Here is a 13,800-nt window from a genome sequence, read left to right as displayed (position 1 = left end):
CCTGTTAGTCGTTAATTGTAAATCCGCGGCGGAAATTCTCGATGAGGCAGCAGCTGATGCTGACATCGGTTTCGTATTCGGGAATGTCTTCGCGCTTGACCCACAGGGCTTCGGAAAGTTCTTCCTTTTGCATGTGGATGGTGTCGTCGCCATCGAGTTCGGCGGTAAAGCCTGCGATGAGTGAATCGCTGAAAGCCCACGGCTGCGAACTGAAGTAGCGGATGTTTTTCACGCGGAGACCCGCTTCTTCTAAGACTTCGCGCTTGACAGCCTGTTCCAAACTTTCACCGACTTCGACAAAGCCAGAAATCAAGAAGAGTCTTGGGTTCGGATTGTCGATGTTGTGTGCCATCAGGAGTTTGTCTCCGTTACGGACAGCCACAATCACGACAGGCGAGATTCTCGGGTAAACGACATTGCCGCACTTGGGACAAATGATGGAACGCTCGTGGTCACCACGAATGGTCACGTTCCCGCAACGCCCGCAGAACTTGTTCAGCGATTCCCAATGAGCGATGTGAGCGGCAGTGGCGCCTCCCATGCGTTCCACAGGATTCATGCCGCGGAAGGTTCGGTTGCCCATGTATTCGTAACCGGCAGGAGTTTCTGCTTCGACGGTTGCCTTGCTGTCGTCTAAGAAGAAGGCTGTGTCGTCGATGCTAAAAAGGTAATGGCCTTCGAAGTCGGCAAGTGTTTTGCCTTCAAGCGCAAGAAGTTCTCCGACTTGCGGGATAACGTAGCTTTCGCCCTCTTTTTTGAGGAGCGTCTTGGAACCGTTATAGCGAATGGCAAAGTCGGTGGCCTTGGGGTCTGCGACCTTGAATTCATTGTTGAATTTATGCGGTGCGATTTCGTGAATCATGGTCTGTGCGGATTTTAATTTTTGCGGAAAAGATAGTAATTGAAGTAAATATAGATGTTATAAAGAGAATGCTCTAAATGCTAGTAAAGTTGAATTTACAATTATTTTGGTTCTACAGTCGGAAAAATTGATTACATATAATATCATAACTACAAGAAGGAGAAATGACATGAAATACTTTGTCAAAGGTTTTGAAAATTACGCAAATTTCAGCGGTAGAGCGACAAGAACAGAATACTGGATGTTCTATCTCTTTTATACCATCTTCTACTTTTTGATATATGGTATTATTTTTGTTGGCGCTTCTATGCAAAACGATACTGTGATCACGGCCGGTTCGGCTTTGGTTGTTTTGTACGTTTTAGGAACCTTGCTTCCTATGTGGACTGTAAGTGTCCGTAGATTGCATGACATAGGGAAGAGCGGCTGGTTTATTCTTATTAATATGATTCCTATTGCAGGTGCAATTTGGTTCTTAGTTCTTATGTGCACGGATAGTCAGCCTGGATCGAATTCGTATGGCGCTAATCCGAAAGGGCTATAATTTTTAGTGTACTCAAAAAAAACGCTGCCAATTTGGCAGCGTTTTTTATAGCCTTTGTTTGGGGTAATTATTCCAAGTACGTGTAACCGTACAGGCCGCCACGGTAGATGTTCAAGAATTCCTTGCCTTCTTGCAGGCTGATCTTTCCTTCCTTCACGGAGCGAGATACCCAGTTTTCCATGGTGCGTACGAGAGCCTTGTCGCTGAAGTTCACGTAGTCGAGCACGTCTTCCACGGATTCACCGTCAATCACCTTGTCGATTTCGTAGCCGCCCTTGTCGTTGCAAACGATATGGACTGCGTTGGTATCGCCAAAGAGGTTGTGCAGGTCACCGAGGATTTCCTGGTAAGCACCCACGAGATAAACCGCAATGTAATACGGTTCGCCCTTCTTGAGTTCATGCAGCGGGAGAGTGCGACTTACATCGCCTCCGCGCACGAACATGTCGATTTTACCGTCAGAGTCGCAAGTGACATCTTGAATGGTGGTTTCGACAGTCGGTTCTTCGTTCAGACGCTGAATCGGCATGAGCGGGAAAACTTGGTCCACGCCCCAGCTGTCCGGCAGGCTCTGGAACAAACTGAAGTTGCAGAAATACTTCTGGGCCAAAAGACGCGGAAGTTCGCTAAGTTCGTAAGGCGGATGACGCAGGTCTTTTGCGAGCAGGTCCACCTTGCGCACGATGCTCCAGAACAGGCGTTCGCACATGGCGCGGGTCGGCAAATCGTAATCGCCAACCTTGAAACCATTGAGCACGTCGTCGTTTAACTGAATGGCATCATGCCAACTTTCCAGCAAGTTCTTCGGGGTGAGTCCCTTGTAAATGCCGTAAAGATCCTTCAGTGCATCAGGAGCGTTTTCGTCAATTTCGTGAATGTTTTCGTCGAAGAAAGCCTGACCAGCAGTTTCAAGCACGTTGAACACCAAGATGGAATGGTGCGCAGCGAGTGCACGGCCAGATTCTGCGATGATGTTCGGGTGAGCGACGCCGCCGTTTTCGCAGGCTTCGAACATGGCGTAAACCACGTCGTTTGCGTATTCCTGAATGGAGTAGTTCACCGAGCTTGCGTTGGAACTGCGGGTGCCGTCGTAATCGACGCCGAGACCGCCACCTACGTCCACGAATTCAAGGCCCATGCCCATCTTCTTAATTTGCACGTAGAACTGCGAAACTTCGCGCAGGCCGCTCTTGATATGGCGAATGTTGGTAATCTGGCTACCCAAATGGAAGTGGATGAGCTTCATGCAGTCTTCCATCTTCTCTTCCTTGATGTAGTCAAGGGCTTCCAACAATTCAGAACTGTTCAGACCGAACTTGCTGTGGTATCCACCAGATTCTTCCCACTTGCCGCTACCGGAGCTTGCAAGCTTGATGCGAATGCCGATATTCGGACGTACGCCGATACGACGGGAAAGTTCCACGACCAAGTGGAGCTCGTTCATCTTTTCGACGACGATGAAAATCTTCTTGCCCATCTTTTGAGCAAGGAGAGCGAGTTCAATAAAGTCTTCGTCTTTGTAGCCGTTGCAGATAATCAGCGAATCCGGATTGTCCATGTTCGCAAGTACTGCATGCAGTTCCGGCTTGGAGCCGGCTTCGAGACCGATGTTGAACTTTTTACCGTGACTCACGACTTCTTCGAGCACGGCACGCTGCTGGTTCACCTTAATCGGGAAAATGCTGTAGTAGCTACCGTTAAAGCCGTATTCCTTGCGGGACTTGTTAAAGCATTCGTTGATCTTTTCGATACGGCTGTCTAGAATATCTGGGAAACGAAGCAGCATCGGAGTAGAAACGTCACGAAGTGAAAGTTCCTGCACGAGTTCGTACAGGTCGATATCCGGACCGCCATCTTTGAGCGGGTGAACGGTTGCGTGACCTTTTTCGTTGATGTCGAAAAAGTTTACGCCCCAACCCTTGACGTTGTACAAGTCGCGGGAATCGTCAATGCGCCATTTTTTCATTTCAGGTTTCTCTAGTCAACGAGGACGGGATTGAAGTTTTCCTTCCAGGGGAGGCCGTACTTAGTGAGGGCATCCATGAACGGATCCGGGTCGAATTCTTCGACGGTATGCACACCCGGCTTGTTCCACTTGCCCGTAAGCACCATCATGGCACCGCACATGGCCGGAACGCCAGTCGTGTAGGCGATAGCCTGGCTGCCGAGTTCCTTGTAGCATTCCTGGTGGTCGCATACGTTGTACAAATAGTACGTCTTGTCCTTGCCGTCTTTCTTGCCCTTGAAAATGCAACCGATGTTGGTCTTACCCTTGGTGCGGGGGCCGAGGCTTGCCGGGTCCGGAAGGAGAGCCTTCAAGAACTGGATCGGCACGATGTCCTGACCCTGGAACTTGATGGGCTGAGTAGAGAGCATGCCCACGTCTTCGAGGCAACGCATGTGGTCGAGGTAGCTCTGGCCGAAAGTCATGAAGAAGCGGATGCGCTTCACGCCTGGGATGTTCTGGGCGAGCGATTCGATTTCTTCGTGGTGCAACAGGTACATGTCCTTCATGCCGACTTCGTCAAAGTTGTATTCACGCTTGATGCTCATGGCCGGAATTTCAACCCAGTGGCCCTTGCCGTTGGCATCGGTGTCCCAGTAGCTACCCGGGGCAGACACTTCGCGGAGGTTGATTTCGGGGTTGAAGTTGGTTGCGAACTTGTAACCATGATCGCCACCGTTGCAGTCGAGAATGTCGATTTCTTCGATGGTGTCGAACTGGTGCTTGAGGGCATAGGCGCAGTATGCCTGGGAAACACCCGGGTCAAAGCCCGAACCGAGCAAAGCCGTGAGACCGGCCTTTTCAAACTTTTCTTTGTATGCCCACTGCCAGCTATAGTCGAAGTAGGCGCTGAAACCCTGTTCCTTGCAGCGCTTGTCATAGACCTTGCGCCATTCCGGATCGTCGATGTTTTCGGGTTCGTAGTTAGCCGTATCCATGTAGTTCACGCCGCATTCCAGGCAGGCGTCCATGATGGCGAGATCCTGGTAGGGGAGAGCGATGTTCATCACCAGGTCCGGCTTATATTCCTTAATCAGAGCAGAGACATTTTCGGCCTTGTCGGCGTCAACGGCTGCAGTCGTAATGACTGTCTTTGTGTTCGGGCGGAGTTCCTGGGCCAGCTTTTCGCAGTTTTCGCGGTGGCGGCTTGCGATACAGATTTCGCTAAAAACTTCGCTGCAGGTGCAGCACTTCTTGATAGCAACTGTGGCAACGGCGCCACAACCGATAATCAATGCTCTTGCCATTTTTTGTTTGTTCCTCATTTGTTGAGAGTTAATCCATCGGGATGGCGATCCCGGTAGAGTATGTTGACTGATTAAAATTTAGAAAAAGGCGAACTACCACTTGAGGTTGCAGAAAAAAGAAAGACGGTTCCTTAAAGAGAAACCGTCTTTCGTGGGACCTCCGGGACTTGAACCCGGAACCCGCGGGTTATGAGTCCGCTGCTCTAACCAATTGAGCTAAAGTCCCGATGTTGCGCCAAATATAGTCTTTTTTCGGGAAAAATGTTGTACTAAAGACCGAGTTCGCCAAATATGAGCAGATATTTGGAAATGGTCTTGCACCACTCGTAGTGGAATCCGCTGTATGCGTTTACCACGCACTTGTCCCAGTCTTGTACTTCGGTCTTGTAGACATGCACGGCGTCTTTTGCACAACGTAACATTTGGTGCGGCGCGTTGGCGTCGTCTACCAGGAATGCGTTTGCTTCGCCGGCGGTTTCGAGCGAATAGTTGGTAAGCATTGTCGAAACGCCTACGTTACGACCAGTGACGGGGAGTGTGCCTGCGGCCATAGCCTTGAGGATGATAGACGAAGACGGCTCGCGGAGATTGGCGGCAAACAGGGCGTCGGAACCGGCGAGTGTGTCGCGGAGAATCTGCGTGTTGTCGTCGTCGCATTCAAGGTCTTGCACGCACATGGTATCTGGATACTGCTGGGCGAAGTCCCTGTAATAATTCCATTCGTTGTCCAACGACGAAATGCCTACGATAATGAATATGTCGAGACGTGCGATGTCCGAAAGGATTGTGGCCAGAGTTTCGGAAGTGTTTCCGGCTTCTTCGTCGAGGTGCACGTAGAGAACCATCTTGCCATCGAAGTCTGCGCCCAAATTCTGTTGCAAACGGGCGCGGGCCTTGGCCTTGGCTTCTTTGATAGGAAGGCAGTCTTTGTTGAAGTCCCAAACCTGGTAGCTAACGCCGAACTGCACACCGATAAGCTTGTCGGCGTTACGGTTCAAGAATCCGCTGATGCCGCCGGGAAGGTTGGTGTTGAGCATGGCGTCGCGGTAACCGGGCGACGGGAACAGCACCTTGGTGGCATACAGAATGCCGACCTTCAAAAGGCTAACCTTACCCCAGAACTCGTAGCCGTCCATATTGTAGTCTTTGCGCGGAAGGCCAATCTTTTCGATTTCACTTGACGGAATATGGAAGTCGTAAGTGATGTTATGGACGGTAAAGAAGAACGGGATTTTGCCGGCGTATTCCTTGTAAGTCGTCTTGGCGAGAGCCCCTGCAAGGGCTCCACCCCATTCGTGCCCAAGAATGGCGTCACATTCGAACTTGGTTTCTTCGGCGTAGGCGAGGGCGGCCGAGGCGAGGAACGCGAACCGGATATGGTTGTCCGAATACGGGGCGCTCTGCGGCGGGCTATAAACATAGGGCCTACCGAAGTATTCGTCGTTGTAAATGTAGGTGTGCAGGGGGTCTTTGTCGGAAACCCAAATTTCGTAGGGCTTGTTCTGCAGCTTTTCGACACCGGTGTATACACAGCGGTAGCAACCGACATTGACCATCAAATTCTTGAAGAACGGGGAGCAGGTAAGGACCTTCGTGCCGGCGCTTGCAAAAGCATCGGTCATGCGGTTGACCGCGGTCGCCAGAGGACTGGTTTTTCGCCAATTCCCGGCTTCAGGGCTTACGACAAGGATGTTCATTCCTGCTCAATACTCCAAATAAAAATTTACCTATAGATAAAGTATAACATAAATTTATTTAATTATTTTTATGAAGTATAATTCCAAAGAGAGTTTTCTTTGGAAAAAAGGTATTATTACGAAACAAAATCATTCAGCTGAAGGAAAATCAAATGAAAAAACTCTTTATTGCCTCTCTGGCTGCCGCCGTCGCATTCACGATGGTGGGCTGTAAGGGTACTAACGAAAAGCGCGGTGACGAACACCTCAAGGAAGGCCGTTATCGCAACGCTATCAATTCTTACCTCGAGGCTAAGAAGAAGGGTAGCATGTCCGATGAATTCTATGATAACTTCACGCTCGCCCTGGTCCGTGCTGCCGAAACTGAAGCCAAGAAGGATTTGAACAGCGACCTTATCAATGGATATTTCGACAAGGTTTCCGTGAACATGGCTGAAGTCCAGAATGCAGAAGTCATTCAGGAATACGTGACGACGCTTGCCAATATCGGTAAGATGCAGGCCGCTCAGGAAGGTATGGACTACGGTACCATCGTGAACGCTTTCGCAAAGATTGATACCGCTCTCGCAACTGCCAAGGCTAAGGGTGCTGGCGAAGCTGCCGTGAAGGCTATCCGTACCGAAGCTGAAAATGCTTACGTTGCCAAGAACCTCTCCGAAGCCGTGGGCGAATCTGACCCGGTTGTGAGCGAATACCAGATTATGAAGATTGCCGAAATGGCACCGGAAAATGCTGACGTGAAGGCCGCTTTGAACAAGAGCCGTAAGGGCACTCGCGGTTACTTCCTGATCTTCGGTGAACAGATTGGCGAACCGGTGAGCCGCCGCGTGGACAAGTGGGGCTACGTAATGGCTATGCCGACCCTCAAGATTGCTCCGGGTTCTCTCTCTGCAGAACTCCAGTTCTGGGCTTCTACGGGTAACAACACTGAACTCGACCCCTCCAAGATCAAGCTCGTTTCTACCACTGGCGAAGAAGTCTTTGCCAAGGGCAACAGCGGCTGGTGCGAAGCTGAAGTGCTCGTAGGCAAGAAGGGTCAGGAAAAGATCGAAAAGAAGAAGCAGAGCTTCAAGGGCAAGGGCAAGCTGATGAACGAATTCCAGTGCTCTGTGAACGTGAGCTTCTCTTACGCCAAGTCCTTCGTGCCGGACTACATCGAATACAAGGATGAATTCGGTATCGGCCGTAAGTACCTCGGTCAGTAAGAGACCGCTCGGCTCTATAGCGTAATTGGAAAGGTGAGATTACTCTCGCCTTTCTTTTTTTTGCATCCAAAGATTCTTGTTTGTGGGAAAATAAATGAAGGCTAGTTTTGTGTTGGATATACAAGTCTAGAATAGCAACCGGGGCGTTATCCTAGATTAAGTCTAGGACTGGTTTAGGTGTTCCTGCAGTGGGTTTGAAGGGCTCTGCGATAGCCGGGTGTTACGGGCTGGCGTATGAAGCCCGTTAGAAAGGGTAGCGTAAGCCCGGTGCCTAATGTTTTAGGCAGGAAGGGATGTTTTTGGCGAACGAGCCCCGGTTCACTGAACAAAGTTCAGTGGCCCGGCTAGCGAGTGAGTGAAAACATCGCGACGGCCGTGTTAAATGCTAGGGCTGAAGCGAGGGGAAATCTTTCCCCTTCATAAAAAAAGAACCGAGCTTGTCGCCCGGTTCTTAATCGTTGTAAGATCTACTTAAAAACTAGCCTTACCGCTCAAACCGAGGGAGAACCTGCCCTTGCCGAACGGGGTGTCGTTGTTGTCCTTGCCGGTGAAGTTATAACCATACCAGGCAACGATTTCGGTGTTCATGGTGGGGTAGATGTAGTGGTTCATGCCCAAGAAGTGGAAGTCGTCTTTGTGAACTTCGCGGTCCGGATCGTGATATTCGTAGCTGACGCCCATGGTGTACTTCTTATGAATGTTGAAGCTCGGTTCGATAGCGAAGAGCATCTGGTCGTCGGTCATGAGCTGGTCTTCTGCTGCATAGTCCTTGTCGAGAATCGCATAGAAGAACGTAGCGGACAGGTTAAAGATGGCGTAGTTCATGCTGGGTTCGAACAAGAAGGAGTGTGTACCCTTGCCCTTGTAGGGGTGGAGGCCCCACACAGCATAGATGCCGTAGTTGAACTTGTCGTAGCTCTTGGAGTAGTCGATTTCGGTACCGAGCACATAGGTGTAGGGACGACCGATGTCCTGACCGAACACCCAGTCGAGGCTCGGCTTGATGATCAAGTGTTCGTCGGGGTGGTTCAAGAGCGGGAATGCATAGGTGGCGAACATGGACAGAGTGTGGTCCGTGTCGTCGGAAGCACCCATGTAGAAGGCGCCCTTACCGTACTTTTCGTTACCGACTTCAGCACCGAAACCGCGGAGGCTTTCTTCGCGGGTGATGACGGCGTAGCGGGAAGGATCGCGCCAGAAGTAGTAGTTGAATGCGCCTGCGCTGTAAGTCATGTCGCCGAAGATAAGAGTGACGTCGTGGCTTACGTTCCAGCGGAACTGGACACCGTCAAAGTCGAAGGAATTGTAGCGGCCTTCCGAACCCATGGCGGTAGAACGGGCGAGCCCGTGACGGACTTCGGATTCCTGCAGTTCCCCGTTTTCGTTAACAAAAGTGCTGTGGGTGGTTCCCATGACGACGACAGAGATGTTTTCGTCGAGGTGAACATGCAAGGCAAGGTCAATGTCCTGGTTACCTGCATTTGTCGGGTCAAAATCGCGGTCAAAATAGCTGGCATAGTCCATATTTACGTCGCCGTGGACTTCGAAGTCTGCAGCGAGCGCCAGGGTGGCGGCGGAGGAAATTGCCAGTGGCATGATCAATTTGCGCATATCTGTTTCCAATATGATTTGAAATTTCTTGTGCAAAGATAGAAATATCTATGTGAAAAAGCCAAATATAGCGTGCGTGAATTTTGTAAATTTGCCCATATTCTTATTAACGAGGTTCCCTAGATGTTCAAACGCATTGGGTTTATTAGGCTGTTTGTAATTTTAATGGCGCTTGCTGTTAATTGCGCTTTCGCTTTATCAGCCGACGAGGCCATGGAAAAATCCAAGGCTTGGTTCAAGTCGGGCAAAGCTTGGAATCTTGAATTTAGGGTACAGGTTTTTTATTCTGATTCTCCGGATATCGCGTCTCAGGGTGGCAAGCTTTTGGTTGCCGAAGGGGACCGTTTTGTTTTGGATATGGCAGGAATCAAGTTCTATAGCGACGGTGAAAGCCTGTGGCAGTACAATGTGGAACAAAACCAGGTGCTGATCAAGTCGGTCGAAGACTTGTCTAGCTCGCTACACCCCTCGGAACTCTTGTTCAAGTATTTGAATTGCAAGGCCAAAGCAATTTCGGAAGGTGAATTCAACAAGCAGAAAATGTGGGTGCTGACCTTGGACCCGTCCAAGTACAAGGGACAGTTCACTCAAATGGAAGTCTGGCTTTCGAAAACGGATTTTTCGCCTAAGCGCCTTTATACGGTGGACCCTGCTGGCAACGGTTCGTGGTACAACATTGTGAACCTTTCGGTGGTGAAGTCCTGGAAGGCAGAAGACTTTAAGTACAAGCCTATAAAGGGCGTTGACGAAATTGACATGCGGTAATTTATGAATAGACTGTTCGAAAAATACGTGAATGCCTTGACGCTCGTTCTTGGAATCTCCGTAGGGGGAACGTTCGCGGCAGAAACATTGTTCAGCAATGGTGCGCTGAACGTGAGCGAAACCGGAAAAACGGGAACCCTGTGGGTGTTTTCCCGTGGCGACCTTTATAGCGGCGTGACGCTATTGGATCTTAAGGTGGGTACAAACGGCGTGCAGGTGGTAGAATCACATCAGGAACAGATGTCGGATTCGATGACCGCAACGCAGGATGGCGTTTTTAGGGACGTGCTTGCAGAACACCGCAGAACGTCTTCGGTTTATGCGGGCAAGCTCGGTTATGTGCTTCCGATGTTTGGCTTGAACGACGACGGTGAATACTTTATGCCGACGGGCTTTTTCTCGGTCCGCGGAATCGACAATATGAATGAAACGCCGCTTGATGATGTACCCGACGCGCTTCTGGATTTGGATACGGCTATGTATTATGCCGTGAGCGGTTTCGCGTACGATTCTTCAAAGAAACTGCTTTGGATGGCCCGCGGTGTGGCTGGCCTTGGCCTTTACGATGTCTCGGGGAATTCTCCTAAAAAAGGATTGTATCAGCTGAACTTGAAGACAAGTGCGCTTGATACGGCTAAGTCGAGTTACAAGTGGGAAGATAAGAAAAATCCGCGCATCTTTGATGTCAAGCAACACCCGGAAACAGGCGACATTTGGATGGCGACATCTAAGGGACTTTGGAAGCGTAGCGCTGACGGTAAGGTGACCAAGGCGTCTGCGGCTTTGGATACGAGTGCCCGTGTAACAGGACTTTGGATGGGTGGTGACCCGCTGACGATTATTGCTGAAACTTCGCGCATGGAAAAGGAATCGATGAAGGGCGCCTTGTGGGTGTTCCGCGAAGGGGACAAAGATTTTGCGAAGGCCGTTTTCTTGGATACGGCTGGCAAGAAACAGAAGAAGGATATTTACGATGAAGGTGACTATACCGTAAGCGATGTGGCTTTTGTCGGCAATACGGCTTTTGTGGCGGTTGCTGTTTCGGGCGGTGACGTGAGTGGATACTTTAAGCTGGATTCTGCTGGAATTCGCGCTTGGGATGCTGATGATGATGGAAAGAGCGTGTGGCTTTATGGTTATGCAACTGGTGCCATTGACCGCGATTTCCGCATTACCTCGATTTGTTCGTTCCCGCTGGCTAAGAATGTGACGGGCCTTGCGCTTGCTACTTATGGCAACGGTATTTCTGTTTCGGCGGATACGGGCAAGACTTGGACTCCGATTTTGAACCGCGCAAAGCTCGGAAACGATTTGGGTTCTGTGCGCATGGTGCCGTCGGTGATTACGGCTGGCGACCAGTCGCTTGTATCGTACAAGGTGAGCAAGGATTCCAAGATTACGATTGACGTGTTCAGCTACGACATGCGTAAGATTCGCACGATTGTAAAGAGCGCTCCGCGTGGAGCAGATGCTTCGCGCAGCACGAACCCGAAGGAAGACTTCTGGGATGGCAAGGATAAGGCGGGTAGGCCCTGCACAATGGGCGTGTACTATGTGCGCGTCAAGGATAACCACGGCCATATTGGCTGGGGCAAGGTGATGACCTTGGGAGGGCACAAGTAATGAAAAAGATTCTGTCCATTCTCGTGATTGCTTTGCTTGCGTCTTCTGCGTTTGCGGGTAAAAAAGCAACGCTGGGTAGCTTTGATGGCTTTGTGGAACGTATGGGCGCGGGCACGCGCGAACTGGGCCGTGGTAACACGGGCTCTGCGGATACGGCATCGATGCCTGCGGCTTACTGGAACCCGGCTATCCTTGGCTTTAGAGAACACTTGAGTTATAACCTGAACGCCGAAAAGCGTGATTTGGACCGTATGGGCGGCTCGCTTGGCTTGGAAGGCCCGGTGGGTAAGCGCATGGGTATTGGCTTTGCGATGCTTTATCGTGGCGATTTGGACTTCGATGTGATTAACGAAGACGATGAAACCATGGGATCGGCGACGCCTTACTTTACCATGATGTATTTGGGCTTGGCTTACCGTGCTACGCGTCGCGATGCTTTCGGCTTGTCGTTCTCGATGAGTTACGACAACATGGATATTGCGGAATACTATGAAGGGGTCGCCGAAGTGGTTGACGATTATCGCAGTCCGGTGACTGTTAACTTGAGTTGGATTAGACAGTGGAACGAAAAATGGTCTACCTCTGTTGTGATTCGTAACCTGAGCTTTAGCAAAAACTTGTCGGCCAAGTGGAGCAAGAATACGAGTACCGATAACTCCGTAGAAAGTACCGATGGCGTGCGCCCGAAGGTGCTGCAGATCGGATTGGGTTACCGTTCTAGAGTGTTTGGCAAACCGGTGTATGCTTGGATGGAAGCGATTGACTACCAGGTGGCCGACACGCTCCTGGCCTTTGACCCCGATTTGCATGTGTGGACGGGGCGTGTGGGCTTTGAATGCGAAGTGATTCCTGACGGCACGCTCCGTGTGGGTATGGATGACTTGGATTGGACGGTGGGTGCCGGCTACAAGTTCATGATTCGCATTGGCAAGAAAAAGTATCCGTTCGATGTGAACTACGCCCTGATTTATGAATCGGAAGCGGGACTCTGGACTCCGCTGAGCTTTGGCCTTAGAGGCTATATTCCGTGATTTCAAAGATTTTTATAGACGGACTGCGCAGCCTGAATGGCTTTGAACAAGAGTTCGGGCCGGGAATCACCGTGGTTCACGGGCCGAACGGTTGTGGCAAGACGTCTATACTAGAATCGATTCACTTGCTTGCGCAAGGGTTTTCGTTTAGGGCCCGCGATTTAAAAGAAATGATTGCCTGGAACGGCGACGAACTGATTGTCCGGGCAACTTTTGAAGATGCAGGTCGCGTAACGACGCGCGCGGTACGCGTGGGTCGGCGCAGTTGTGAGGTTCGCGAAAATGGCGAAAGCTTGAAGTCGGTGACAGCTTTGTTCGGGAATTTGCCGGCGGTGATTATGCAACCGTCGGACATTGAACTTTTGCGCGGAGCGCCCGAAGTGCGCAGGCGCTGGCTCGATGAAATTCTTTGCTTTAGGTCGCAGGCGAATGCTGCGGTGCTTAAGCGCTACCGCCGCGTATTGCAACAGCGTAACCAGTGGCTGCGCCAATACAAGCGTGAAGGCGCTGCTACCGGTGGCGATGCCCTGTTTGCGGTTCTCACGGAACAGCTGGTGGATTTAGGCGCCAAGCTTTGGGCTGCCCGCATAGAACTTTCAAAAGAAATCTCGCCAATCATTACGGGTTATTACCGCAAACTTTCGGGCGGGGTAGACGAAATCACTTGCGCTTACAAGAGCTCGATTCTTAAAGAATTAGATGCGCTTGATGGCGCAGAATTCTTGGATGATTCGGAATTGGACAAGGTGGCGGCCGATTCCAGTGTCGCATACATTGCTTCGGATTCGGGCGAATGCGAAGATGGTTCTGTCGACGAAAATGCCTTGCGTGAAGCTTATCGCCGGAAACTCGCCGGCTTGGAATATGCCGAAATGATTCAGGGAATCACGCTTTCGGGCCCGCATAAAGATGATTTGGGCGTATGTATTGGCGAAAGCGAAATGCGGTCTTCGGGTTCGCAAGGCCAGTGTCGTTGTGCCGCAGTCGCCATGCGCTTTGCCGCAGTCGATGTGGCGACTCGCTACTTGAGTAAGCCGATTCTTTTGCTGGATGATATTTTTGCAGAACTCGACGTGAACCGCCGCGATGCGGTGGCATCGCTCATTCGCGAAAAGGCATGTCAGGTGATTATTGCGACTCCGCAGCTAGAAGAATTGCCGTTTACCGCAGAAGCTAGTATAGAACTTAGAATTTAGAACTGAGAGCTTAG

At 50.7% G+C, this 13,800-nt stretch carries 11 protein-coding genes and 1 tRNA gene; 6 read left to right on the top strand and 6 right to left on the bottom strand.

From position 1 onward, the window contains the following. Nucleotides 1–4 precede the first annotated feature (4 nt). Nucleotides 5–862, bottom strand: coding sequence for an NAD(+) diphosphatase (gene nudC, locus QOL41_RS00855; RefSeq protein ID WP_283428270.1), 858 nt, complete (start codon nucleotides 860–862; stop codon nucleotides 5–7). Nucleotides 863–1,031: 169 nt separating this feature from the next. Between nudC and QOL41_RS00850 the strand changes: the two genes are divergently transcribed. Beyond that, the gene (locus tag QOL41_RS00850) at nucleotides 1,032–1,406 is read left to right on the top strand and encodes a DUF805 domain-containing protein (RefSeq protein ID WP_283428269.1); all 375 of its coding nucleotides are present in this window, start codon (nucleotides 1,032–1,034) and stop codon (nucleotides 1,404–1,406) included. A 67-nt stretch (nucleotides 1,407–1,473) separates the two neighbouring features. Here QOL41_RS00850 and speA read toward each other — a convergent pair whose 3' ends face one another. The 4 genes from speA to QOL41_RS00830 form a co-directional block, all read right to left on the bottom strand. Beyond that, complete coding sequence (speA, locus tag QOL41_RS00845) at nucleotides 1,474–3,372, bottom strand: biosynthetic arginine decarboxylase (RefSeq protein ID WP_173653209.1); 1,899 nt, start codon at nucleotides 3,370–3,372, stop codon at nucleotides 1,474–1,476. An 11-nt stretch (nucleotides 3,373–3,383) separates the two neighbouring features. Then, entirely contained in the window at nucleotides 3,384–4,658 is a 1,275-nt protein-coding gene (locus QOL41_RS00840; protein ID WP_283428268.1) for a saccharopine dehydrogenase family protein, read from the bottom strand. A 152-nt stretch (nucleotides 4,659–4,810) separates the two neighbouring features. Beyond that, nucleotides 4,811–4,884: transfer RNA gene (locus QOL41_RS00835), tRNA-Ile, on the bottom strand. Nucleotides 4,885–4,927: 43 nt separating this feature from the next. Then, complete coding sequence (locus QOL41_RS00830; RefSeq protein ID WP_283428267.1) at nucleotides 4,928–6,355, bottom strand: glycogen synthase; 1,428 nt, start codon at nucleotides 6,353–6,355, stop codon at nucleotides 4,928–4,930. 152 nt (nucleotides 6,356–6,507) lie between these two features. Here QOL41_RS00830 and QOL41_RS00825 point away from each other — a divergent pair, with 152 nt between their 5' ends. Next, nucleotides 6,508–7,560 carry a hypothetical protein gene (locus tag QOL41_RS00825; RefSeq protein ID WP_283428266.1) on the top strand — a complete coding sequence of 351 codons (1,053 nt, stop codon included), beginning with the start codon at nucleotides 6,508–6,510 and terminating at the stop codon, nucleotides 7,558–7,560. Nucleotides 7,561–8,031: 471 nt separating this feature from the next. Here QOL41_RS00825 and QOL41_RS00820 read toward each other — a convergent pair whose 3' ends face one another. Continuing rightward, on the bottom strand, nucleotides 8,032–9,171 hold the full coding sequence (locus tag QOL41_RS00820; protein ID WP_283428265.1) for a hypothetical protein: 1,140 nt from the start codon (nucleotides 9,169–9,171) through the stop codon (nucleotides 8,032–8,034). A 123-nt stretch (nucleotides 9,172–9,294) separates the two neighbouring features. On the opposite strand from QOL41_RS00820, the gene QOL41_RS00815 reads away from it, so the two are divergent. Genes QOL41_RS00815 through recF form a run of 4 tightly spaced genes read left to right on the top strand, consistent with a single transcriptional unit; the run spans nucleotide 9,295 to nucleotide 13,786 of the window. Then, entirely contained in the window at nucleotides 9,295–9,936 is a 642-nt protein-coding gene (locus tag QOL41_RS00815) for a LolA family protein (RefSeq protein WP_283428264.1), read from the top strand. Nucleotides 9,937–9,939: 3 nt separating this feature from the next. Beyond that, nucleotides 9,940–11,559: a hypothetical protein gene (locus QOL41_RS00810; protein ID WP_283428263.1), complete on the top strand. Its 1,620-nt coding sequence runs from the start codon at nucleotides 9,940–9,942 to the stop codon at nucleotides 11,557–11,559. Then, complete coding sequence (locus QOL41_RS00805; protein WP_283428262.1) at nucleotides 11,559–12,590, top strand: PorV/PorQ family protein; 1,032 nt, start codon at nucleotides 11,559–11,561, stop codon at nucleotides 12,588–12,590. The genes QOL41_RS00810 and QOL41_RS00805 overlap by 1 nt, the downstream gene beginning before the upstream one ends. Next, a complete protein-coding gene (recF, locus tag QOL41_RS00800; RefSeq protein ID WP_283428261.1) occupies nucleotides 12,587–13,786 on the top strand; it encodes a DNA replication/repair protein RecF in 1,200 nt (399 codons plus the stop codon). The genes QOL41_RS00805 and recF overlap by 4 nt, the downstream gene beginning before the upstream one ends. Nucleotides 13,787–13,800 lie beyond the last annotated feature (14 nt).

The sequence above is a fragment of the Fibrobacter sp. UWB10 genome (genome assembly GCF_900182935.1).
GTDB lineage: Bacteria > Fibrobacterota > Fibrobacteria > Fibrobacterales > Fibrobacteraceae > Fibrobacter > Fibrobacter succinogenes_O.
This window is presented reverse-complemented; position numbering and strand designations above follow the sequence as displayed.

Coding starts and splice junctions, on each gene's coding strand:
- QOL41_RS00840 (WP_283428268.1), bottom strand. CDS start 4,658: ATGGCAAGAGCATTGATTATCGGTTGTGGCGCCGTTGCCACAGTTGCT.
- QOL41_RS00810 (WP_283428263.1), top strand. CDS start 9,940: ATGAATAGACTGTTCGAAAAATACGTGAATGCCTTGACGCTCGTTCTT.
- QOL41_RS00805 (WP_283428262.1), top strand. CDS start 11,559: ATGAAAAAGATTCTGTCCATTCTCGTGATTGCTTTGCTTGCGTCTTCT.
- QOL41_RS00850 (WP_283428269.1), top strand. CDS start 1,032: ATGAAATACTTTGTCAAAGGTTTTGAAAATTACGCAAATTTCAGCGGT.
- QOL41_RS00820 (WP_283428265.1), bottom strand. CDS start 9,171: ATGCGCAAATTGATCATGCCACTGGCAATTTCCTCCGCCGCCACCCTG.
- QOL41_RS00815 (WP_283428264.1), top strand. CDS start 9,295: ATGTTCAAACGCATTGGGTTTATTAGGCTGTTTGTAATTTTAATGGCG.
- speA (WP_173653209.1), bottom strand. CDS start 3,372: ATGAAAAAATGGCGCATTGACGATTCCCGCGACTTGTACAACGTCAAG.
- QOL41_RS00825 (WP_283428266.1), top strand. CDS start 6,508: ATGAAAAAACTCTTTATTGCCTCTCTGGCTGCCGCCGTCGCATTCACG.
- nudC (WP_283428270.1), bottom strand. CDS start 862: ATGATTCACGAAATCGCACCGCATAAATTCAACAATGAATTCAAGGTC.
- QOL41_RS00830 (WP_283428267.1), bottom strand. CDS start 6,355: ATGAACATCCTTGTCGTAAGCCCTGAAGCCGGGAATTGGCGAAAAACC.